This window comes from Burkholderia pyrrocinia (assembly GCF_022809715.1).
GTDB lineage: Bacteria > Pseudomonadota > Gammaproteobacteria > Burkholderiales > Burkholderiaceae > Burkholderia > Burkholderia pyrrocinia_C.
Genome location: NZ_CP094460.1, coordinates 1,269,421 through 1,291,565 on the forward strand (window position 1 = coordinate 1,269,421; position 22,145 = coordinate 1,291,565).

Here is a 22,145-nt window from a genome sequence, read left to right on the forward strand (position 1 = left end):
GGCGGGGTACACTCGATTTCATCCCAATCCGCACCATTGCGCCCGCCATCATGAGGATCTCAGTCAGCCGGACCGTCGGCGTCGATCGCAGACGCCTCTTCACGTGGTCGCAGGATTACGCGCGGCGGCTCGTGTGGGACAGCTTCCTCACCGACGCCTATCTGCTCGACGAAACGACGGCCGACGTCGGCGTCGACGCGTTCTGCCGCAGCCAGTCGGGCGCGACGATGGTGTCGCGCTACATCTCGTACCGCCCGCCGCAGGTCGCTGCCGTCGAAATGGTCGACGGGCCGAAGGTGCTCGAACGCTTCAGCGGCAGCTGGAACTTCACCGAACACACACCGGGTTCGACCGAAGTGAAGTTCACGTACAACTTCCGCGCTCAGCCGTCCTGGCTGCGCTGGCTGCTCGAACCGCTGATCGGCGCGTTCTATCTCGTGCAGACGCGCCGGCGTCTCGATTCGTTCAAGCGCTGGGCCGAAGCGGAAGCGCTGCCGCGCTGATACGCACTGCCGTGCGGTCCGGCGTGTCTGCGCCGTCTCCCTCCGGATACGTTCGAACCCGCCATGGCCGCTTCATCGGGTATTTGCCAGATTCGCCGAACCCGGGGAAACTACGGGCGGCCGTCACCCTGACGGCGAGCCCTGACCGAGAGAACAGGGCACTCCTCCCTGAAACGGCATCGATACAAACACAATCCAATGAGCCTGATATCCCGATTCTTTGGCCGCAAGGAAGAACCCGAAAACCCCGCCGCACTGGTCGCTGCGTCCGACGTCGAGCATCCGCTGAGCGTGACGGTCGTCTTCGACGGGCCGCTGCAAGTCGATATCGCTTCGCTGACGGCCGCGCTGCGTGCGTACCATCCGAGCATGAAGCACGCGCGTGTCGAAACCGAGCCCACGCTGGAGCAGGTATTCGGGCTCGCCGGCTGGGGCAACCACGTCGTCCGGCTGGTCGGCTTCGATGCGCCCTATCCGTCCGACGCGCTGGAAGCATGCGTCGCGCCCGCCCACTACGGGCAGGACCTGAAGCAGCAGGTGCGCGCGAGCCGCAGCCACGTGATCCTCTACTACGCCGGACATGAACCCGATCCGCTCGACCAGTATGTCGCGCTGGCGGCCGTCGCCGGCGCGCTGGCCGAACAGAACGGCCTCGCGGTGCTGAACGAACACGCACACACGTCGCTGCCGGCCGGTGTCTTCGATGCGAAGGAACTCGGCGCAGAAAGCCTCGAAGTGCTGCGCGGGATCCCGTTGAACCTGTTCTTCTGCGGCTTCGTGAAATACGAGGTCGAAGGCGTCGAAGGCGTGTGGATGCGCACCTATGGCGCCGACGTGTTCGGCCTGCCCGATTTTGCGGCGCTCACGGAAGGCCATCACGAAGGCGAACGCTATTCGGGCATCTTCAACAACGTGATGCACTACCTGCTGGAAAGCGGTGCGCGCATGCATGCGGGCGAAACGATGCAGGTCGGTTCGGAAACGTTCATGAAGCTGCGGGAACCGCTCGAACACGAGTATTACCTGCAGGGGCCAGCGCAGGTGCTGGTGGCCGAACTGATCTCGGCGGACCAGATCAATCGCTGATTGCGACGCGATCGTGCGGCGCGCGGGCTCGAAGCTTCTCGAACCGCGCGCGCCGCGGCACTACGTGACGGCTGCGTAGCAGCCACTGCTCCAACCCGATGAGGACACGTCCTCGTTAAATGCCCGCTCAGGTCGATGCAGCGCCGCGCGCCACCTGCTGCCGGGCCTGCGCCTGCGCGCCGAGCGCGGCGGCGATCGCATCGACCGCATCGGCCGCACGCGCCGCGCCGCACATGAACGCATCGACGGCCGCGAAGCGATGCTCGGGCCACGTATGGATCGTGATGTGCGATTCGGCGAGCAGCACGACGCCCGTCACGCCATGCTCGCCGCCGAAATGATGGAAGTGCGCGCCGATCACGCGCGCGCCTGCCTGTTGCGCCGCTTCGGTGAGGATCGCTTCGAGCCGTGCGGCGTCGCGCAGCAGCGCCGCATCGATACCGGCCAGGTCGGCCAGCACATGCGAGCCGAGCGTCGCGCTCGGCGGTGCAATCCCGTCGCGTGCGGTCATTTGTGCGACCCGTACGACGAGTAGCCGCTGCGCGCCGACGAACTGCCCCAGCCGCCACCGCCCGAACCGCTGCCGCCGATCGACGCGCAACTGAACAGCGTGACGACGATCAGGCCATAGACGCCGTAGAGGATGTACCGGATCACGAGTTGCCCCCGTCCGATGCAAAGCCCTTCCACAGCCATTCAGGCAGCCACAGCACCATCAGGCCGACCAGCACGTAGACGGAGCGGCTGCTGAACGAGAACAGCGAGCCCATGTTGAAGATCACGAGCAGCGCGCTGAACACCCACGGCAGCGGCGCGAAACTGTGCGGGCCTTTGCCGCCGAACAGGCCCGTCGACGCGGCGGCGCCCGTTGCGGCCGCGGCCGTCGCGAGCGCCGGCGTGCCGAAGCGTTCGGCGAGCGCGCTGCCCGACAGCGGCCGCGCACGCGACCACACGATCTCCGCAGCGCTGCGCTCGCGCGTCAGCTTGTCCTTCTGCCAGCCGTAGTCGATGATCGACGTGCGATCGCCTACCTGCACGCGCCAGTTGAACGCACCGACCACGTAGACGACCTCCGATTCATATTCCTCGCGCAGGCGGTAGGTCTTGCCGCCGTCGGTCACGTCGGACTCGCTGCCGATCGTCGGCCAATGATCGAGCACCTGCACGCGCTCCCAGCGCCCTTCGCTCTGCACGAGCCACAGGAAACCGCGCTTCGGGTTCAGCAGCAGGTATTCGTCCCACGTCTCGTCGTCGCCCGGCACGCGGCAGCGCATCATGCCGATCACCGTGTACTTCACGCCGTCGAACGTGCCGATCGCGCCGAGCTCCAGTGCGCCCTTCACCGATTCGAGCTTGCGCTGCGCCGCGAACACGGTCTGCTGCTCGGCCGTGCACTGCACGCCCGCGTGACAACTGCCGCACACCACGTAATCGGCCACGTTCGGCGCATACGACAGCGGTGCGCCGCAGCTCGGGCACGCGAACGGCACCATCTCCGCGCCGCGCTTCTCGCGCGTATCGGCTTCCGTATCGCGCAGCCCCGTGAACGCGAGCGCATCGAATTCCAGCGCCTCGCCCGAATAGACGGCCGGGCTCCCGCCGTTCGAATCGGCATCCGAATAATCGTAGGTCGCGAACGCGTTGCCAGTCCGCAGATCGACGACGCGCGCCTCCCAGCCGGCATCGACGCGGAACGGCAGCTCGCCGTCGCCGCCCGTGCAGCGCGCGGTGCGCACGTCGGACACGAGATACGCGCGGCCGCCGTGGTCGATCCGCATGCCCGGTTCGAGCGTGCCGAATGCGGGCCACGCGCCGCCGGACGCATCGTCGGGCTCGCGCACCGTGACCGCGTACTGGCCCGATGCATCCGACAACCAGCCGAATGCGCCGTCGTCGAACACGACATACCATTCGCTCCACGCGCCGGCGTCGTAGGTCATCTGGATGCGCCCGAGCACCGTGAACGTGCGCTTGCCGTAGCGGCCGGCCGTGCCGATCTGGATCGGCGACGCATCGTCGAGCACCGTGGCAAGCTCGCCGATGCGCTCGACGTCGGTGCCGCGCTTGAGCAGCGTGCTGCGGCAGAACGCGCAGACGGCCATCACCGCCGCCGCCGAGCGAAACTCGACCGGCGCGCCGCACTGGGGGCACGAAGTACTGAACATGCGCGACGCTTACCGCGTGAGCTTCGCGAGGATCTCGGCCTTCGCGCGCGAATATTCGTCTTCGGTCACGAGGCCCTTGTCGAACAGCGCCTTCAACTGTTCGAGCCGCTGCACGTAATCGGTGCCGTCGGCCGGCGCGGCCGGCTGAGCGGCAGCCACCGGCGCTGCGACGGGAGCAGGCGGTGCGGCCGGCGCCGGTTGCGTGGCGCCCGCGATCTGGCCGGCCATCGCCTGCCCGATCGCCGCGCCCGCGGCGAGCCCCGCGCCGATACCGGCGATGCCGCCCGGATTCTGCGCGGCCAGCGGAATCGCCTGCGCGGTCTGGTATTGCGTGGCGCGCGCGAGATCGCCGGCCATCCCCGCGCCGATCCGCAGGTCGAGCGCCTTCTGCAGCTCGGCCGGCAGCGACACGCTCTCGACCGCGAATGCATCGAGCGCCAGGCCGTAGCGCGTAAACACCGGCACCAGCGCCTCGGCGATGCGCTGCGACAGCAGCGACTGGTTCGCGGCCATGTCGACGAACGGCACGTCGGCCGAGCCGAACGTCGTGCTCATCGCGGTCACGACCAGGTTGCGCAATTGCTGCTCGAGATCGTCGACCGTGTACTGCGCGCGCGTGCCGCTGACCTCGCGGTGGAACGCGGCCGCGTCGACGATCCGGTACGAGTAGATGCCGAATGCGCGCACCTGCACGAAGCCGAATTCGCGGTCGCGAATCGTCACCGGCTGCGCGGTGCCCCAGCGCCGGCCGAGCTGCAGCCGCGTGCTGAAGAAATAGACGTCCGACTTGAAAGGCGACTGAAAGAATTTGTCCCAGTTCTTCAGGTACGTGAGCACCGGCAGCGTGTTCGTTTCCAGCGTGTACAGCCCCGGCTGGAACACGTCGGCGATCTTGCCTTCGTTCACGAAGATCGCGACCTGCGTTTCGCGCACGGTCAGCTTGCCGCCGTACTGGATTTCCTGGTCTTCCATCGGATAGCGCCAGGCCAGCACGCCGTCGGTGTCTTCCGTCCATTGCAGGACGTCGATGAACTGCTTGCGGATGAATGAACCCAGACTCATGTCGGTCTCCTCGGACGCGTGGCGCGTCAGGTCAGGCAGGCGGCATTGATGATGCCGACGACGAGCGACGCGGTGCCCATCAGGCCGCCCATCGCGACGTTGCGATCCTCGATCGCATGATTCATGCCGGGTATCAGGCGCGTCAGCGCCGCATAGGTGATCAGTTGCACGATCATCGCGCCGACGGCCCAGATCACGACTGCGCCGAGCGTCGAGTTGTGCGCGATGCTGGACGCGAGCGTCAGGCAGAAACCGATCAGCGCGCCGCCGAACGACAGCGTCGCGGCGGCGTTGCCGTCGCGGATCAGCGCCAGTTCGTCGAACGGGGTGACCTTCAGGTACACTGCCGCGAACACGAGAAGCAGCACGAACGCCGACAGTAAATGAACCGCATAAAGATAGGCACTATTCATTCTTTCCCTCGGATTTTGTGCTCGGTTCGCCGCCCCGTCGCCGGCCGGCCCGTCAATGGCCGACCCACGAAAATCCGCGCCAGTATATCCACATTGCCGACCGCTGCACAACGGACGCACCATGCTGCATAAGCGTGCGCTCGTCCTGTCGATCCTGGTGCTCGCGTCGTGCGGGCTCGGCTACGAACTGATCAGCAGCGCGCTGTCGAGCTACCTGCTCGGCGATTCGATCCTGCAGTTCTCGTCGGTGATCGGCTGCTACCTGTTCGCGATGGGGATCGGCTCGTGGCTCGCGAAGTTCGTCGAGGACGACGACGTGCTCGACCGCTTCGTCGACATCGAGCTGCTCGTCGGCCTGCTCGGCGGCGTGTCGGCCGCGCTGCTGTTCGCGGTGTTCGCGTGGCTCGCCGCGCCGTTCCGCGCGGCGCTCTATGCGCTGGTGCTCGCGCTCGGCCTGCTGATCGGGATGGAGATCCCGCTCGTGATGCGCGCATTCCAGCAGCGGCGCCAGGCGTTCCGCCATACCGTCAGCGAAGTGCTGACCTTCGACTATCTCGGCTCGCTCGCCGTGTCGCTGATCTTCCCGCTCGTGCTCGCGCCGCGTCTCGGCCTGCTGCGCACGAGCTTCCTGTTCGGGATCCTGAACGCATTCGTCGCGCTGTGGACGACGCACCTGTTCCGCGACGAGATCCGCAACGTGCGCGGCAAGCTGATGCGCGCGGCGCTCGTGATCGGGCTGCTCGTCGCCGGCTTCGCGCTGTCTGACCGCATCACGCACTGGGCCGAACACGGCGTGTACGGCGACGAGACGATCTATTCGGAAACGACGCCCTACCAGCGCATCGTGCTCACGCAATGGCACGACGACATGCGGCTGTACCTGAACGGCAACCTGCAGTTCTCGTCGCGCGACGAGCATCGTTATCACGAAGCGCTGATCCACCCAACGATCGACGCGCTGCCGTGGGCGAAGCGCGTGCTCGTGCTCGGCGGCGGCGACGGCCTCGCGGTGCGCGAACTGCTCAAGCACCGCAACCTCGAACAGATCACGCTCGTCGATCTCGATCCCGCGATGACGAAGCTGTTCTCGACGTCCGCGCCGCTCGTCAAGCTGAACCAGGGCGCGCTGAAGGATCCGCGCGTGCAGGTGATCAACGACGACGCAGTGCGCTGGCTCGAATCGAACGCCGACGTGTACGACGCGATCGTCGTCGACTTTCCCGATCCGACCAACTTCGGGCTCGGCCGCCTGTATTCGGTGCCGGTGTTCCGGCTGCTCGCGCGCCACCTGTCGGAAAACGGCTACGCGGTGATCCAGTCGACGTCGCCGTATTTCGCGCCGCACGCGTACTGGACCATCATCGCGACGCTGCACGAAGCCGGGCTCAACACGTGGCCGTACCACTGCTACGTGCCGTCGTTCGGCGACTGGGGTTTCGTGATCGCCGGCAAGCGCCGCGATTTCACGGTGCCGGCGCACTACTCGGTGCCGACGCGCTGGCTCGACGCGCAGACGGCCGCCGAGATGTTCCACTTCCCGGCCGACATGGCGGCGCTGCCGATGTCGCCGAACGAACTCAACGACCAGCCGCTCGTGCGCCGCTTCGACGACGACTGGAAGCACGTGCTGCGCTGATGGACCGCCGCACGTTCCTGGTCGCGTCGGCGGCCGCGTCGCTCGCCGCATGCGGCCGCACCGGCTGGATCGAGACGACGCCGCGCGTCGGCTATCCCGGCATGCGCGAAGGCCATGCGCTGCGCGACCATGCTGCGCTGCCGCCGCCGTCCGGCACGATCGAAACCGACGTCGCGATCCTCGGCGCCGGCGCGGCCGGGCTGTCGTGCGCATGGCAGCTCGCACGCGCGGGCCACAAGCGCTTCGCGGTGCTCGCGGGCCCCGAATTCGGCGGCAATGCGGCCGGCGGCCGCTTCGGCGATCTCGGTTATCCGAAAGGCGCGCACTACCTGCCGCTGCCGTCGCTCGAATCTGCGCATCTGCGCGACATGCTCGCCGATCTCGGCGTGATCGAATCCGCACCGCTGTCCGCGCGCCCCATGTACGACGAGCGTGCGCTCGTGCACGCGCCCGACGAACGGCTTTTCATCGCCGGGCAGTGGCAGGACGGCATCGTGCCGACGGCCGGCCTCGGCACCGACGAACTCGCGCAGCAGGCGCGCTTCTTCGCGTACACGGACGGGCTGCGCACCGCGCGCGGTGCCGACGGCCGCAAGGTGTTCTGCATCCCGATCGCGGAATCGTCGCGCGACCCGCGCTGGCGCGCGCTCGATCGGCGCTCGTTCCGCCAGTGGCTGCTCGACGAGGGCTACACCGCGAAGGCGCTGCACTGGTACCTGAACTACTGCTGCCGCGACGACTACGGTGCAGGATACGAGGCCGTGTCCGCATGGGCGGGGCTGCACTACTTCTCGTCGCGCGGCGGCCACGCAGGCGACGCGAGCGACGGCGCGGTGCTGACCTGGCCCGACGGGCTGCACACGATGGTGACGAAGCTGGCCGATTCGATCACCGCACGCACCGGCTCGAATGCGTGGTCGCGGGACGGCTTCGCGGTGCGCGCGACCGAACGCGCGGGCGGCGTCGACGTGCTGTGCGCGCGCATCGGCGACGACGGCGCGCTGTCGACGTTCACGCTGAAGGCGCGGCGCGTCGTATGCGCGATGCCGCTGTTCGTCGCCGCGCGCGTGTTTCCGCAGCTTTCCGCGTACGGTTTCGAACCCGCGCGCGACCTGCCGCCGCGCGCGCCGTGGCTCGTGTCCAACTTCCTGCTCGACGGCATGCCTGCCGAGGAAGCCGGCGTGCCGCTCGCGTGGGACAACGTCGTCTACGACGGCACGGGGCTCGGTTATGTCGTGTCGACGCACCAATTGATCCGGATGTCGCCGCCGACGCGCTCGGTGTTCTCCGCATATCAGGCGTTGAGCACGCAAGCGCCGGACGATACGCGCCGCTGGCTCGCGCAGGCGAAGCCCGACGCGTTGCGCGAACAGGCGGCGATCGACCTGCAGGCTGTCTACGGGCGCGAGCTGTGGAAACACGCGACGGCGCTCGAGATCACCGTGCGCGGCCACGCGATGGCGACACCCGACGTCGGCTTCCTGAGCCGGCCGGGGCTGCTCGCGCTGCGCGACGCCGACGGCCTCGTCGTGTTCGCGCACGCTGACCTGTCCGGGCTATCGCTGTTCGAGGAAGCATCGTACTGGGGCGTGCTCGCGGCCCGGCGCGTGCTTGCCTGACGGTCGCCATTCGTCATTGCGGCGCCGCCATCACCCGCTATAATCGCGCGACATTCCGACTGCATTGAGCAGGCCGACGGTGCCGCGCCGTGCGACGCGCCGCATGCCCTCCTCGACAACAACAATGACGAACCGAACCATCCGACGCCTTCGCCCGTTCGTGCGCGCCGCCGTGCGCGTGCTCGCGTGCGCCCCGCTGCTCGGCGCGCCGCCGGCGCTGCATGCGGCCGACACCGCAGGCACCGAACCCGCATCCTCGCGCTACATCGTCGTCGACACCGGCCATACGCCGGCTCACCCGGGTTCCACCGGCGCGAGCGGCCGAGTCGAATACCTGTACAACCTCGATCTGTCCGCCGCAGTTGCGGAAAAGCTCGCCGCGCACGGCGACCGCGTGCGGCGCACGTCGGCCGACGGCCGCGAGATCGCGCTCGACCAGCGTTCGACGCAGGCGCCCGACGCGAACCTGTTCGTGTCGATCCATCACGACTCGATGCAGCAGCAATTCATCGACGCCGGCCGGCAGCGCGAATTCCGCGGCTTCTCGGTGTTCGTGTCGGAGCGCAATCCGCACTACGCGGAAAGCCTGCGCTGCGCCAAAGCGATCGGCGAACGACTGGTCGCGGCAGGCGAACGGCCGTCGCTGTATCACGCTCAGTCGATCCGCGGCGAGAATCGCCCGCTGATCGACCCGCAACTCGGCATCCACCGCTTCGACGATCTCGTCGTGCTGCGCACCGCGCCGATTCCGGCCGTGCTCGTCGAGGCCGGCGTGATCGTCAATCCCGACGAGGAAGCGCGGCTCGCGCAACGCGGGACGATCCAGCGCCTGTCCGCCGCGATCGCGGGCGGGATCGACGCATGCACGGCGCCGAAGTGACGATATCGCCCATCGGGCTCAACGGTTTTCACCCAGTCAGGAGCATCACAATGAAAAAGAAGAATCTGTTCGCATCCTGCGCGCTGCTCGCGCTCGCCGTTCCGTTCGCCGCGCACGCGGCCGGCTGCGGGAAGCCGCGCAGCGCGTTCGACCAGGTGTACTGCACCAGCACGCAGTTCTCGCAGTCCGATCGCGATCTGAATGACGAGTACGGCCGTCTGCGCAAGCAACTGAGCGGCGACCAGCAGGCCACGCTGAAGGCCGGCCAGCTCGCGTGGCTCAAGCAACGCGATGCCCAGTGCAGCGAGACGCGCAACAACAGCTACCTCGTGGATATCCAGTGCGCGAACGACATGACGCAGTCGCGACTGTCGTTCCTGCGCGAGCGCGAGCGTGAATGCACGAGCACGGGGTGCGTGGCGTCGAAGCTCGGCGAGTAAGCGCTTCGCAAGTGCCGTGTCGCGAAGCGGTTCGCGGCACGGCATGCGCTGCGCATCGAGAATCGTTCGATCAGGCGGAACACGCATGACACCGAATACGACAACGATCGACATCCGCGCTGCCACGTCCGCCGATGCCGCAACCATTGCCGACATCCACGTCGCGTCGTGGCAGGCAACCTACACGGATATCATGCCGGCCCCGTTCCTCGCCGGCTTGTCGGTCGAAAAACGCACGGCCTTCTGGCGCTGTGCGCTCGACGCCGGCCGCCCGCGCGTCGCGCTCGCATTCACGGGCAATGACGCGGCAGGCTGGATCGCCTATGGTCCGACGCGCGACACCGACAAGGATCGCGCGTGGGGAGAAATCGAAGCGATCTATCTGCACCCGTCGCATTGCGGGCAAGGCATCGGCGCGGCGCTGGTCGAGCATGCATGCCGATCGCTGCATGACGCGGGCCATGCATGGGTGTCGCTCTGGGTACTCGTCGAAAACCGTCGTGCAAGAGCGTTCTATGAACGCGAGGGCTTTGTCGCCGAAGACGACATCAACACGTTCGAGATCGACGGTATGCCGATCGAGGAAGTGCGCTATTGGCGCGCACTGCCGTAGTTTGCTTCTTCGACGCGCGCGGCAATCACAAAAACCACCGATACTCCCGCGCGCCGATTTCATTACGAAAATCCAGTTCCTCCTGCCGCTTGTTCTCGCAGTACACCATCACGAACTCGCTGCCGAGCCGTTCGCGCACGGCCGGATGATCCTGCATCGCCGCGACGGCCGACAGCATCTCCTTCGGAAAATCGATCCCGCTGCCGCGATCCTCGTTGAGCGGCGCGATCGGTTCGATCCGTGCATCGAGCCCGTGCTCCATCCCGGCGAGGATCGCCGCGAGCACCAGATACGGATTCGCGTCCGCGCTCGCGAGCCGGTGTTCGATCCGCAGGTTGCGCGCATCCGACTCGGGAATCCGGATGCACGCATCGCGATCCTCGAAACCCCAGCTTGCGCGGCTCGCCGCGTTCACCATCGATCCGTAGCGCCGGAACGCGTTGTGATTCGGCGCGAACACGGGCATGCAATGCGGCAACAGCGCGAGGCATCCGGCCACCGCATGCCGCAGCGGCCGCTCCCCGTCCGCCGCGAGCAGGTTGCGCCCCGCGTCGTCGTACAGGCTCACGTGAACGTGCATCCCGCTGCCCGGCGCATGCAGGTAGGGCTTGCCCATGAAGCTCGCGCGATAGCCGTGCTGCAACGCGACGCCGCGCGTGCTGCGGCAGAACAGCGCCGACCAGTCGGCCGCGCGCAGCCCGTCGTCGGTATGACCGAAATTGATCTCGAACTGGCCCGGCCCGAGCTCGGCGGTGATCACCGTCGCATCGACGCCCTGTTCGCACGCGGCCTCGACCATCTCGTGCAGCACGTCGGAGAAGCGCGACAGGCGCTCGATATGCATGTTCGGCTGATCGTCGCGGTCGTCGCTCAGGCGATCGCGCGGGTACTGCGGCATCCCTTCCGCGAGCTGCGCGGCGAACAGGTAGAACTCGAGCTCGAACGCGACGACCGGCCGGATGCCGCGCGCCGCGAAGCGCCGCAGCACGCGCGCGAGCACCTCGCGCGGCTCGAACTCGATCGGCGCATCGGTGCCGTCGGAGCTGATCAGCATCTGCGCGAGCGGCTGCCGCTCCCAGCGCACGGGCTTCAGCGTGCCGGGGATCAGGCGGCGCGGCGCGTCGGGGTCGCCGTCGTTGAAGCAGTAGTCGCCGATCTTGTAGAGGCCGCCTTGCGTGCCGAGCAGCACGCAGTTCTGCGGCAGCTTCAGCAGCGAGCCCGACGCGACCTTCTCGAGCGCATCGATCGGGTAGCGCTTGCCATAGAAGTGCCCGGGCAGGTCGAGGCAGATCAGGTCGACATAACGAATCTCGGGGTGCGCCTGCCGGAATGCGCGGACTTCACCGACCAGCGCGGGAACGACGTCATCCATGTCTCATCCTTTCCATGTCTTGTATGGCGGTGCCGCGGCGCGGCGAACCGGATTCATGCGACACACGGGACAACGCATGCCGCTTTAAATCAGTACTGCAAACATGCTGCGAGGCGCGGCGGCCTGCGACACCGCCCGCCCCGCCGACGACTCAGGTGAACACCCAGATCACGCGCGTCGGCGCGTCGGTCAGGTTGGCATAACGGAACCGCTTGTGCGCGGGCAGCTGGAACGCATCGTTCGGGCCGAGCGTGACGGGCGTGTCGTCGCCGTCGATCCAGATCGTCAGTTCTCCTTCGAGCACGAAGCCACCCTGCTCGTCACTGTCGTCGACGGGCCGCTCGCCGCTGCTCGCGCCCGGCGCGAGATGGCTTTCGAGAACCGAAAAGCGCGAGCGCATGTTCGGCGACACCAGGATGTCGGTAATGCCGGCCGCGTAATACACGGTACGCCGCTCGTCGGGCCGCGTGACCCACGGCACGCTGCGCGGCTTGCTCAGGCTGTAGAAATACGTGGTCGGCACGCCGAGCGCCTCGCCGATCGCGGTCAGATCCGCGACCGTCGGACGCGACAGCCCGCGCTCGACCTGCGACAGAAAGCCGACCGAGCGGCCGATCCGCTCGGCGAGGTCGTTCAGCGTGACCTTGCGATGCTTGCGCAGGTCGCGGATCAGGATCGCCAGACTTTCTATCTCTTCCTGTTCGTTCATGATGAGTTCCGAAACGGTCAGACGGTGTCGCGCAAACGGTACCAGGCCTTGCCGAGCGCCTCCAGCGGCGCGGCGAGCCGGTCGCCGCCGGGGAAGCGCGGGTTGCGAATGCGCTGGTATTGCGCGAGCAGGCGCTCGTCGCCGAGCACGGCGTCGGCGACCGCGCGCGCACCCGCGAGCGTCGGCAGCACGCCGTGCCCCGAGAAGCCCTGCAGCCAGAAACGCTGCCCGTGGCGGCCGATGTCCGGCGTGCGGCGCATGCTGATGTCGATGTGGCCGCCCCACGCGTAATCGAGCGGCACGCCGGCCAGTTGCGGGAACACGCGTTCGAGGTGCGGACGCGTCGCCGCCGCGATATCGGCCGGGATGCCGCCGAGATACGTGCAGCCGCCGCCGAACAGCAGCCGGTTGTCGGGGCTCAGCCGGAAGTAGTCGGGCACGAACTGGTTGTCGATCACGCAACTGTTCTGCGGCAGCAGCGAACGCGCGACGTCGGCCGCGAGCGGCGCGGTCGCGACCTGGTACGTGCCGACCGGCAGCAGCCGGCGCGCCAGATCGCGATCGAGCCGGTCGACGTATGCATTACAGGCAAGCACGAGCACGTCCGCGCGCACTTCGCCGCGCACCGTGCGGGCGATGTGGCCGCCGGCCGTCTCGCGGCAGTCGAGCACGCGGCTCTGCTCGAAGATGCGGCCGCCCGCGCGCTCGATCGTCTGCGCGAGGCCGAGCGCGAATTTCAGCGGATTCAGGTGGCCGGCCTCCGGATCGTGGAGCGCGGCGAGATAACGCGTGCCGCCGATCCATTCGGGCATCTCGTCACGCCCGATCACGCGCAGCCGGTCGTAGCCCCAGCGCTCGGCCGCTTCGTCGCGGGCCTGCGCGAGCATCGCGACGCGACGCGGCCGCACCGCGGCCCACAGGCTGCCGGGCCGGTAGTCGATGTCGAAACCGTGCCGCTCCGGCAGTTCGCGCACCTCGGCCGCCGCCCAGCGCATGCTGTCCCACAGCAGGCGCGCGCCGTCGCGGCCGAGCGAATCCTCGAGCGGCTGCATGTCGCACGACCAGCCGAGCAGCGCCTGCCCGCCGTTGCGGCCCGACGCGGCCCACGCGACACGGCTCGCTTCGAGCACGACGACGCGCTTGCCGGCGAGCGCAAGGCGCAACGCCGTATGCAGCCCGCTGAAGCCCGCGCCGACGACGAGCACGTCGGCGTCGATACGCTCGTCCAGTTCCGGACGACGCGGAATCGGCGCCGGGTAGGTGCCGGCGTAGTAGCTTGCGACGTGACGGTCGGACTGCACGAACATGCGGACTCCCGTGAAATTTTCGCCTAGAAATTTCATGAAAAACTAGCACGACAATTTCACGAGAGCAAGGCGGAACATGATTTCGTCGATCGTCGGAGCGACGGAATCGGGCCTTCCGAATCGTATGACCAATCATTTGTCGCACGCTCCACCGACGAGCACCGGGAATCCGACGCGAGCGCATCGCACGTCATCCGAATGATCTGCAATGCGAAATCAATCGACTCGACCTGAACGACGAAGCGTCGGCAACCCGACATCGCGTCGCCATCACGATCGACGCGCGGCAGATCTTTCACCGACCGGCGCGCGATCATCTCCCGTCATCGAAGCGCCATGACGCCACCGCCGACGGCACGGCGTGACCGCCATCGTCCGGCTGTCGTCCGACATCAACCGCTCGCGCCGATGTGCGCGACGGGCGTCACGATCACGTTCGGCAATCGCGCCCCCGCCGCCCGTCGCATCGCCGATTACGCTCGAATCATCCGCCGCTGCGCACCGCCTCGAAGTGCAATAACTGACAGTTTCTCGTCCGGGGGCTTTTCATTAGATTGGCGACACGATCCATGCAAGGTCTCGCTCACCGACATGACTCTCACTGCCAGCGAAGCACAGCCCACGACGACCGCCACGTACCGGGACATCGCCGAACGCCATGCACGGTCCGCCCCTTCCGGTGCGTTCCATCGCGATGCATGGGATGCATTGTCCGACGCGGGACTGTGGCGCCTGCCCGTACCGCGCGAACTCGGCGGTTCGGGGCGCACGTGGCACGACTTCGTCGATGCATTCGAAGCAGTCGCCGCGGCGCAGCGCTCCGTCGGCTTCGCGATGGCGCTCGCCAATCAGGCGACGCTGATTCGCGCAATCGTCGCGTACGGTTCCGACGCGCAGCGCGCGCGGCATCTGCCGCCGCTGCTGTCCGGCGCGATCGGCGCCACGGCGATCTCGGAGAAAGGCACCGGCACCGAAGTGCGCGCGCTCGAAACCAGCCTCGTGCGCGACGGCGACCACTACCGGCTCGACGGCCACAAGTACAACATCAGCCACGCACCCGAAGCGCGCCTGATGATGATCGTCGCGACCCTGACCGGCGACGGCAAGCCGGCCACCGCGCTGGTGCTGATCGATCCCGAACGCGCGGGCGTGCGGCGCAGCGCCCCGCAGGCGACGCTCGGCGTCGCGGATCTTCCGATCGGCGATCTCGCGCTGTCCGGCGTGCACGTCGACGCCGACGAACTGCTCGGCGCGCCCGGCGATGGGCTGCGCCTGCTGATGGACATCGCATCGATGAATCGCGCGCTGTTCGGCCTGCTGTGCGCGAACGTCACCCAGCCGTTCCTCGCCGACGCGCTCGCGCGCGCCGGCGCCCGCAAGACGCTCGGTGTCGCGCTGGACACCCACCAGCACGTGCAGCGCCGGCTGGTCGACGTCCAGGTCGGCATCGAACGCACGCGCTGGACGGCGCGCGCAGCGCTCGATCAACTCGTCGGGCAACGTCCCGAGGCGCTCGCGAACTGCTCGATCGCGAAGCTCGCAGGCGCGCGCGATCTCGCGCAGGCCGCGCTGCACCTGCTTGCGATTCACGGCAGCGACGGCTACCGGCGCGGCCCGCTCGCCACCTTCGTCGCCGACGCGCTCGCGATGGGCTCGGCCGGCGGCACCGAGGAAATGCATTACCGGAACATCTTCAGCCAGATGCAACGACGCGCGGCCGCCACGGCGCGCACGGCGTAACCGCTCACCCCTCCATCACCCCTTCAGGAGCTGCCCTTGACTATCCAGACTGGCCTGCGTGCCCGCGCCACCCACCGCGTCGACACGATTTCGCTCGCCGATCAATGGGGAGGCGAAGCGCACGCGCTCGCGAGCCCGATCATGATCATCTTCATCGAACAGACCTGCATGCAGGCGACCGACCATCTGCTGCCGGCCGGGCAGATGACGGTGGGCTACAACTTCGAGATCAAGCATCTCGCGCCGACGCCGCCCGAATGGGACGTGACGATCGACGCCGAACTGATCGAGGTCGACGGCCGCATGATGACGTACCGGGTCGAGGTGCGCGACGCGGTGGGCGTCGTCGGCGAAGGCGTGCATACGCGCTGCGCCGTCAGCCGCGACGGCTTCCACCGCCGCCTCGACGAGCGGCGCGACAGCGCGGCGCTCGCGCGCTGACGAGCCGGAGCCCGACCATGATTCCGCTTCCTCTGCAGGGTCTCCGGCTGCCGGTGATTGCGTCTCCGATGCTGATCGCGAGCTATCCCGAGATGGTGCTCGCCCAGTGCAAGAGCGGGATCGTCGGCGCATTTCCGGCGCTCAACGCGCGGCCCAGCGCGCAGCTCGGCGACTGGATCGACACCATCGACGGCACGCTGCGCGCGTACCGGGACGCCCATCCCGACGCGCCGGTCGGCCCGTATGCGGTCAATCACATCTGCCATCCGTCGAATCCGCGCGTCGAACAGGACCTGCGCATCTGCATCGACCGGCGCGTGCCGCTGATGATCACGAGCCTGCGCGCGCCGTCGCGCGACGTCGTCGATGCGATCCACGCGTACGGCGGGATCGTACTGCACGACGTCACGACGGTGCGGCACGCGCAGAAGGCGCTGGAGGCCGGCGTCGACGGCCTCGTTCTCGTCGCGGCGGGTGCGGGCGGCCATGCCGGCACGCTGTCGCCGTTCGCACTGGTCGCCGAAGTGCGGCGCTTCTACGACGGCTTCCTCGCGCTGTCCGGCGCGATCGCGACGGGCGACGCGATAGCCGCCGCGCGCGCGCTCGGCGCCGACTTCGCGTATATCGGTACGCGCTTCCTGGCGTCGCACGAAGCGAACGTGGTGCAGCGATACAAGGACACGATCGTCGAAGCCAATGCGGCCGACATCATCTACACCGATGCGTTCACCGGCGTCCATGGCAACTACCTGCGCCAGAGCATCGAAGCGGCCGGGCTCGACGTGCGCCGTCTCGCGCGGGTCGACGGCGCGCAGCTCGATTTCTCGCCGGATGGCGGCACGAAGCAGTGGCGCGACATCTGGGGGGCCGGCCAGGGCGTCGGCGCGATGGACGCGGTGCTCAGCGTCGCCGAGATCGTCGAGCGGCTCGAAGCCGAATACGACCGCGCCGTCGCGCGCGTGCAATCGGGCGCGGCCGCGCACGTCGCCGCACGCCGCCCGTCCGTTTCCTCGACTTCACGGATCGAAACGCCATGACGCCTTCCGAGCTTGCCGCCCCGCCGTCCGTCGACGATGCGATCGCGCGCCGCCGCGCGCAGATCGACGTGATCGACGACGAGCTTCTCGCGCTGATCGGCCAGCGCATCGTTCACGCGACCGAAATCGGCCATCTCAAGCGGCATGCGGGGCTCGCGGTGCGGCAGCCGGCCCGCGAAGCGTCGATCGTCGCCGAGCTGTGCACGCGCGCGCCGTGGGGGCTGCGCGACCGCGACCTGAGAGCCATCTGGCAGACGCTGTTCCGCGCGAGCCGCGACGCGCAGTCGCTGCCGTCGGTCGCGTTCCTCGGCCCGTCGGGCACCTACACCGAAGCCGCAATGCTGCGCCACTTCGGCGAATTCGCCCGCGGGCAGGCGCACGAAACGATCGACGCGGTATTCGAAGCGCTCGCGCGCGGCGACGCGGAATGCGCGGTCGTGCCGGTCGAGAATTCCTCCGAAGGCAGCGTGACCCGCACGCTCGACCTGCTGATCGCGCAAGCGGCGCCCGTCACGGGCGAGATCGAACTGCCGGTCGCGCACTGCCTGCTGAGCGCCAGCGGATCGCTCGCCGGCGTCGACAGCGTGGTCGGCCATCCGCAGGCGCTCGCGCAATGCCGCGCGTGGCTCGACGCGCATGCGCCCGGCCTGCGCCGCATCCCGGTATCCAGCAACGCGGTGGCCGCGCGCGAGGCCGCGCACCTGTATGACTGCGCGGCGATCGCCGGCGAACCGGCAGCCGCTCTTTACGGACTGCGAATCGTATCCCGCGCGATCCAGGATCACCCGGACAACCGCACGCGCTTCGTGATCGTCGGCGGCCAGACGCCCGCCCCGACCGGCCAGGACCGCACGAGCATCGTGCTGCGGCCGACCGATGCACCCGACGCGCTCGCGCGCATATTCGATGCGCTCGCCCACCACCGCGCACCGCTGCTGTGGGTCGATGTGCGCCCGGCACGGGCGGCCGGCCATGCGTACCGGTACTGCATCGACTTCGGCGGACACCCGCTCGATCCGAACGTGCGCGCGGCGCTCGACGAAATCGCGCTCGCCGCTTCCGAACTGCGCGTCCTCGGCGCCTATCCGCGTGCCGCGGGCGAGACGGACGGGCACGCCGACGGCCCGGCCGCATGATGACGACGGCGCCTGCTTCGTCCCGCGTCGCCGCCCGGCTGCTCGCGATTCGCGACGGTCGCGACGATCGCCTGCTCGTGCTGTGCGGCATCGCCGCGGCGGGCTGCCTGCCACTCGCCGCCGGGCGATGGCTGCGCGCGCTGCGCGCCGAATACGACGACGAACTGGAGCTGCTGCCGTTCGTGCGCGGCACGCCGGATGCCGCCGACACCGCGTGCCTGCTGCGGCGCTGCGCGCGGCTCCAGCTTCCGGCGGTGGCGATCGGCGACACCGCGGCGTCCGCCTATAGCCGCTGGCGCGCGTGCCTGCCCGTCGCGCCGCTGACCTGGCGGGTACTCGAAACGTCCACTGCACGGGCCGCGACGCCGCTGCCCAGCGGCCTGCTGGCGCGCTGGCCGGCACGCGCGGCCGAGCCGGTCGACTGGCCGCGCTCGCGCCGCGTCGTTGCCGATCTCGGCGCTGCGTCGCCGGCGCTTGGCGCCCGGATCGGCGCATTCACCGACGCACTGTGCGACGGCTCGCTCGTGGTCGCCGGCATCGCGCTGGACACGGCCCCAGGCGCGCCTCACACCTTCGTCACCGATGCGCTGGACCCGCTCGCCAATTACGTCCGGATGCAGCGCATCGCCGCCGTGACGCGCCGTGCCCCGTCGCTGCGGAGCCGCCTGTGAGCCCGCGCCCGCAGGCCGGCCCGACGCGCATCGCGCTCGTCGGCATGCCCGGCGCCGGCAAGACGACCCTCGGCAGCGCACTGGCCCGCGCGCTCGCGCTGCCGTTCGTCGACGCCGACCGCGAACTCGAACGCCGCTTCGGCGCGCCCGTCGCGGCGCAATTCCATGCAGGCGACTTCCGCGCGCGCGAAGCCGACGTCATCGACGCGCTGACGCGCGGGCCGGCGCTCGTGCTCGCGACCGGCGGCGGCGCCGTGCTGCGAGCCGATACGCGCGACCGGCTCGGCCAGCGCTGTTTCGTGATCCATCTCGCGAGCGATCTCGACACCCTGTGGCACCGCACGCGCGACGACGCGTCCCGCCCGCTGCTGAACGTCGCCGACCCGCGCGCGGCGCTCGCCGCGCTGCACGACGCGCGCGAATCGCTGTACCACGCCTGCGCGCACTGCCGCATCGACACGTCGGGCCAGTCCGTCGCCCAAACGCTCGCGGCAGCGCTCGACGCGCTCGCGATGGCGTAACCCGCGCGACCTTATCCGTCCCCTTCAGCGGTTTCAACGGTGCCGGCCGATTCGGCCGACTGCCATTTCTGACAGTTGCCGATCGTCAAATAATATCTAAAGATATATTTTTAGATATAAATCGTTCGCCATCGCGTCACAGGAAACCGACCATGCCCTTCCTCATCGACCGAGCGCGCGGCGCCCGCCGCCTGGTTCCCGCGCTCGCCGCGCTCGCGCTCGCCGGCTGCGCCCCGTTCGGCCCGCAACGCCCGGCGGCCCGGATCACCCCCGTCGAGCAGCTCGATGCGGGTGCCGCGATCCGCTCCGCCGGCGCCGGCGCGCCGACGATCGCCGCACGCTGGTGGAGCGCGTTCGGCGATGCCCAGCTGGATCGTCTCGTCGACGATGCGCTGGCCGGCGCACCGACGCTGCAGGCGCAGCGCGAACGCGTCGCGCAGGCGCTGGCCGACACCGACGTCGAAAGCGCCGCGCTGCTGCCGCAGCTGGGCGCGACGGCGAGCGCAGTGCCGACCCGCCTGCCGGGCAGCTACCGGACGCCGCCGCCCGCGGCCGGGCACTGGCAGGTCGACGCGCAGGCGCTCCTCGGCGCGTCGTGGGATCTCGACATCGCCGGCCGGCAGCACGCGCTGGCGCGCGCCGCCGCGCTGCGCGCGGACCAGCAGCGCGCGCTCGAGCACGCGGCCACCGTGTCGCTGCAAGCGGCGATCGTCGAAACCTATCTGCAGCTCGCGCTCGAACAGCAACTGCTCGCGATCGCGCGCGATACGCTGCAGCAGCACAGCTATCTGCTCCGCCTCACGTCGCAACGCGCCGATGCCGGTCTCGACATGCAGGTCGCCGTGCTCAGGGCGAGCGAACCCATCCCGCACGCGCAGGCCGACATCAACACGCATGCGGCCGAGTCGGCCCGGCTGCGCCACCGGCTCGCCGCGCTCGTCGGCCGGGGGCCCGGTTACGCCGATGCGTTGAAGCCTGTCGCGCCGCCGGCGGCCGGGCTGCCGATGCCGGCCGTCCTGCCCGCGGCGCTGATCGGCCGCCGGCCGGACGTGCTGGCCGCCCGCTACCGGGTCGAGGCCGAAGCGGCGAACATCGATGCGGCGCGCGCCGCGTTCTATCCGGACGTCAACCTGCTGGCCTTCGCCGGCGTGCAGAGCTTCGGCTTCCGCGCGCTGTTCCACGGCAACAGCGGCACGTTCGGCGCGGGCCCCGCAATCACGCTGCCGATTTTCGAGGGCGGCCGCCTGCGCGCCGGCCTGCGCGCGCAAACCGCCGCCTACAACACCGCCGTCGCGGTGTACGACGACACGGTCGTCAACGCGCTCGCGCAGGTCAGCGACACCCTCGTCCAGATCGATACGCTCGGCCGGCAGCGCGCGCTTCAGCGCGAAGCGCTGGCGCGTGCGCAACAGACCTACGACATCGAGACGCAGCGCTACCGGAAAGGCATTTCCGGCTACCTCGACGTCCTGCTCGCGCAAGGCCGCCTGCTCGACGATCGCGCGTCGGTCGCGCGTGCGGATGCGTCGTTCGCGATCGAGCATGCCCGCCTGATCGCCGCGCTCGGCGGCACCACTTCCACTGGAGTCACGCAATGAACCGTCCTGAATCCCCCGCCGCCGAGCCGTCGCTGCAACGCGCGCGACGGCGCTACTTCCGCTGGTTCTTCATCGCGCTCGCCGGCGCGGCCGGCCTCGCCGCCGTCGCGTGGGCCACCACGCGCGGCACCGAGACGACCGACGATGCGTACGTGTCCGGCGACGTCGTGCAGATCTCGCCGCAGATCGGCGGCACCGTCGACGCGGTGCGCGTGCAGAACGCCGACTGGGTCCGTCCGGGCGACCTGCTGTTCAGCGTCGACAAGACCGATGCCCGGCTCGCGCTGGACGAAGCGGTCGCGCAACTCGCGCACGCGGTGCGCCAATACCGCACCGCGCATGCGGACGCGGTGCGCGAAGAAGCGCAGATCCGGGTGCGGCGCACCGAATGGTCCAAGGCGAACGACGACCTGCAGCGCCGGCTGAGCCTCGCGCAAGACGGCGGCGTGTCGCGCGAGGATCTTCGCCATGCGCGGGATGCGATGGACGGCGCGGCAGCCGCGCTGAACGCGCAGCAGGCCGCGTACGACGCGACGCTCGCGCGCACCGACGGCACGTCGATCGACACGAATCCGCTCGTGCGCGCGGCGGCGTCCCGGGTCCGCAGCGCGGCGCTCGCGCTGCGCCGCACCGAAATACGCGCGCCGCTCGGCGGGCTCGTCACGCGCCGGGTCGTGCAGGTCGGCCAGCACGTCTCGCCCGGAACGCCGTCGCTGGCGCTCGTGCCGCTCGATCACGTGTGGGTCGAAGCCAACTTCAAGGAATCGCAACTGCGCGGCATGCGCGCCGGGCAGCCGGTCGACCTGTTCTCGGACCTGTACGGCAGCGACGTGGTGTTCCACGGGCGCGTCGTCGGGCTCGAAGCCGGCACCGGCGCCGCCTTCGCGGCCGTGCCCGCGCAGAACGCGACCGGCAACTGGATCAAGGTGGTCCAGCGCGTGCCGGTCCGGATCGCGCTCGATCCCGCCGAGCTGCGCACGCACCCGCTGCGCATCGGCCTGTCGATGACGGCATCGGTGCCGGTCGATCACGGCCCCGGCACCGCATCGGCGTCGCCGCCCGCCCGTGCGCCCGAAGCGCGCCGGTCGATCGACGCCACGTCGATCTATCGCGACGACGACGCAGCGGGCGATGCGCTCGTCGCCGAGACGATTCGCGCGAACAGCGGCGCGCGCCCGCTCGCACCGGGAGCCTGA

At 69.1% G+C, this 22,145-nt stretch carries 23 protein-coding genes; 15 read left to right on the plus strand and 8 right to left on the minus strand.

Features of this window, described 5'->3' with window-relative positions:
- The first annotated feature begins 50 nt into the window (after window positions 1–50).
- Both MRS60_RS22565 and MRS60_RS22570 read left to right on the plus strand, forming a co-directional pair.
- Window positions 51–503 (plus strand): type II toxin-antitoxin system RatA family toxin, encoded by a 453-nt coding sequence (locus MRS60_RS22565; protein WP_243566723.1) that lies wholly within the window; start codon window positions 51–53, stop codon window positions 501–503.
- A 198-nt stretch (window positions 504–701) separates the two neighbouring features.
- Window positions 702–1,589 carry a DUF4261 domain-containing protein gene (locus MRS60_RS22570; RefSeq protein ID WP_217587867.1) on the plus strand — a complete coding sequence of 296 codons (888 nt, stop codon included), beginning with the start codon at window positions 702–704 and terminating at the stop codon, window positions 1,587–1,589.
- A 127-nt stretch (window positions 1,590–1,716) separates the two neighbouring features.
- On the opposite strand, the gene speD is transcribed toward MRS60_RS22570, so the two are convergent.
- Genes speD through MRS60_RS22595 form a run of 5 tightly spaced genes read right to left on the minus strand, consistent with a single transcriptional unit; the run spans window position 1,717 to window position 5,229 of the window.
- The gene (gene speD / locus MRS60_RS22575) at window positions 1,717–2,100 is read right to left on the minus strand and encodes an adenosylmethionine decarboxylase (protein ID WP_034180547.1); all 384 of its coding nucleotides are present in this window, start codon (window positions 2,098–2,100) and stop codon (window positions 1,717–1,719) included.
- On the minus strand, window positions 2,097–2,246 hold the full coding sequence (locus MRS60_RS22580; RefSeq protein WP_153489189.1) for a hypothetical protein: 150 nt from the start codon (window positions 2,244–2,246) through the stop codon (window positions 2,097–2,099). The genes speD and MRS60_RS22580 overlap by 4 nt, the downstream gene beginning before the upstream one ends.
- Complete coding sequence (locus tag MRS60_RS22585) at window positions 2,243–3,754, minus strand: DUF4178 domain-containing protein (protein ID WP_243566724.1); 1,512 nt, start codon at window positions 3,752–3,754, stop codon at window positions 2,243–2,245. The genes MRS60_RS22580 and MRS60_RS22585 overlap by 4 nt, the downstream gene beginning before the upstream one ends.
- Before the next feature lie 9 nt (window positions 3,755–3,763).
- Complete coding sequence (locus tag MRS60_RS22590) at window positions 3,764–4,816, minus strand: SPFH domain-containing protein (protein WP_243566725.1); 1,053 nt, start codon at window positions 4,814–4,816, stop codon at window positions 3,764–3,766.
- A gap of 26 nt (window positions 4,817–4,842) precedes the next feature.
- Complete coding sequence (locus tag MRS60_RS22595; protein ID WP_034180550.1) at window positions 4,843–5,229, minus strand: DUF350 domain-containing protein; 387 nt, start codon at window positions 5,227–5,229, stop codon at window positions 4,843–4,845.
- A 121-nt stretch (window positions 5,230–5,350) separates the two neighbouring features.
- Here MRS60_RS22595 and MRS60_RS22600 point away from each other — a divergent pair, with 121 nt between their 5' ends.
- From MRS60_RS22600 to MRS60_RS22620, 5 genes are all read left to right on the plus strand, one after another.
- Window positions 5,351–6,865, plus strand: a complete 1,515-nt coding sequence (locus MRS60_RS22600; protein ID WP_243566726.1) for a polyamine aminopropyltransferase — start codon at window positions 5,351–5,353, stop codon at window positions 6,863–6,865.
- Complete coding sequence (locus MRS60_RS22605) at window positions 6,865–8,484, plus strand: NAD(P)-binding protein (protein ID WP_243566727.1); 1,620 nt, start codon at window positions 6,865–6,867, stop codon at window positions 8,482–8,484. Before MRS60_RS22600 ends, MRS60_RS22605 begins: the two co-directional genes overlap by 1 nt.
- Window positions 8,485–8,608: 124 nt before the next feature.
- Window positions 8,609–9,364, plus strand: coding sequence for an N-acetylmuramoyl-L-alanine amidase family protein (locus MRS60_RS22610; RefSeq protein WP_243566728.1), 756 nt, complete (start codon window positions 8,609–8,611; stop codon window positions 9,362–9,364).
- A gap of 50 nt (window positions 9,365–9,414) precedes the next feature.
- Window positions 9,415–9,804, plus strand: coding sequence for a lysozyme inhibitor LprI family protein (locus MRS60_RS22615; RefSeq protein WP_034180554.1), 390 nt, complete (start codon window positions 9,415–9,417; stop codon window positions 9,802–9,804).
- A gap of 85 nt (window positions 9,805–9,889) precedes the next feature.
- Window positions 9,890–10,417, plus strand: a complete 528-nt coding sequence (locus MRS60_RS22620; protein WP_243566729.1) for a GNAT family N-acetyltransferase — start codon at window positions 9,890–9,892, stop codon at window positions 10,415–10,417.
- A 25-nt stretch (window positions 10,418–10,442) separates the two neighbouring features.
- On the opposite strand, the gene MRS60_RS22625 is transcribed toward MRS60_RS22620, so the two are convergent.
- The 3 genes from MRS60_RS22625 to MRS60_RS22635 form a co-directional block, all read right to left on the minus strand.
- A complete protein-coding gene (locus MRS60_RS22625; RefSeq protein ID WP_243566730.1) occupies window positions 10,443–11,789 on the minus strand; it encodes a glutamine synthetase family protein in 1,347 nt (448 codons plus the stop codon).
- Between the two features lie 151 nt (window positions 11,790–11,940).
- The gene (locus MRS60_RS22630; protein ID WP_034180557.1) at window positions 11,941–12,498 is read right to left on the minus strand and encodes a helix-turn-helix domain-containing protein; all 558 of its coding nucleotides are present in this window, start codon (window positions 12,496–12,498) and stop codon (window positions 11,941–11,943) included.
- Between the two features lie 17 nt (window positions 12,499–12,515).
- Entirely contained in the window at window positions 12,516–13,805 is a 1,290-nt protein-coding gene (locus tag MRS60_RS22635; RefSeq protein WP_243566731.1) for an NAD(P)/FAD-dependent oxidoreductase, read from the minus strand.
- Window positions 13,806–14,396: 591 nt separating this feature from the next.
- Between MRS60_RS22635 and MRS60_RS22640 the strand changes: the two genes are divergently transcribed.
- The 8 genes from MRS60_RS22640 (at window position 14,397) to MRS60_RS22675 (ending at window position 22,145) form a co-directional block, all read left to right on the plus strand.
- Window positions 14,397–15,545, plus strand: coding sequence for an acyl-CoA dehydrogenase family protein (locus tag MRS60_RS22640; protein ID WP_243566732.1), 1,149 nt, complete (start codon window positions 14,397–14,399; stop codon window positions 15,543–15,545).
- A 36-nt stretch (window positions 15,546–15,581) separates the two neighbouring features.
- Window positions 15,582–15,986 (plus strand): thioesterase family protein, encoded by a 405-nt coding sequence (locus tag MRS60_RS22645; protein ID WP_034180561.1) that lies wholly within the window; start codon window positions 15,582–15,584, stop codon window positions 15,984–15,986.
- A gap of 17 nt (window positions 15,987–16,003) precedes the next feature.
- Window positions 16,004–17,023 (plus strand): NAD(P)H-dependent flavin oxidoreductase, encoded by a 1,020-nt coding sequence (locus MRS60_RS22650; protein WP_243566733.1) that lies wholly within the window; start codon window positions 16,004–16,006, stop codon window positions 17,021–17,023.
- On the plus strand, window positions 17,020–18,159 hold the full coding sequence (pheA, locus tag MRS60_RS22655; RefSeq protein WP_034180562.1) for a prephenate dehydratase: 1,140 nt from the start codon (window positions 17,020–17,022) through the stop codon (window positions 18,157–18,159). The genes MRS60_RS22650 and pheA overlap by 4 nt, the downstream gene beginning before the upstream one ends.
- The gene (locus MRS60_RS22660) at window positions 18,156–18,830 is read left to right on the plus strand and encodes a hypothetical protein (protein ID WP_243566734.1); all 675 of its coding nucleotides are present in this window, start codon (window positions 18,156–18,158) and stop codon (window positions 18,828–18,830) included. Before pheA ends, MRS60_RS22660 begins: the two co-directional genes overlap by 4 nt.
- Window positions 18,827–19,351, plus strand: a complete 525-nt coding sequence (locus MRS60_RS22665) for a shikimate kinase (protein WP_207921126.1) — start codon at window positions 18,827–18,829, stop codon at window positions 19,349–19,351. Before MRS60_RS22660 ends, MRS60_RS22665 begins: the two co-directional genes overlap by 4 nt.
- 152 nt (window positions 19,352–19,503) lie before the next feature.
- Window positions 19,504–20,949 carry an efflux transporter outer membrane subunit gene (locus MRS60_RS22670; RefSeq protein ID WP_175747285.1) on the plus strand — a complete coding sequence of 482 codons (1,446 nt, stop codon included), beginning with the start codon at window positions 19,504–19,506 and terminating at the stop codon, window positions 20,947–20,949.
- Window positions 20,946–22,145 carry an efflux RND transporter periplasmic adaptor subunit gene (locus MRS60_RS22675; RefSeq protein ID WP_217587892.1) on the plus strand — a complete coding sequence of 400 codons (1,200 nt, stop codon included), beginning with the start codon at window positions 20,946–20,948 and terminating at the stop codon, window positions 22,143–22,145. The genes MRS60_RS22670 and MRS60_RS22675 overlap by 4 nt, the downstream gene beginning before the upstream one ends.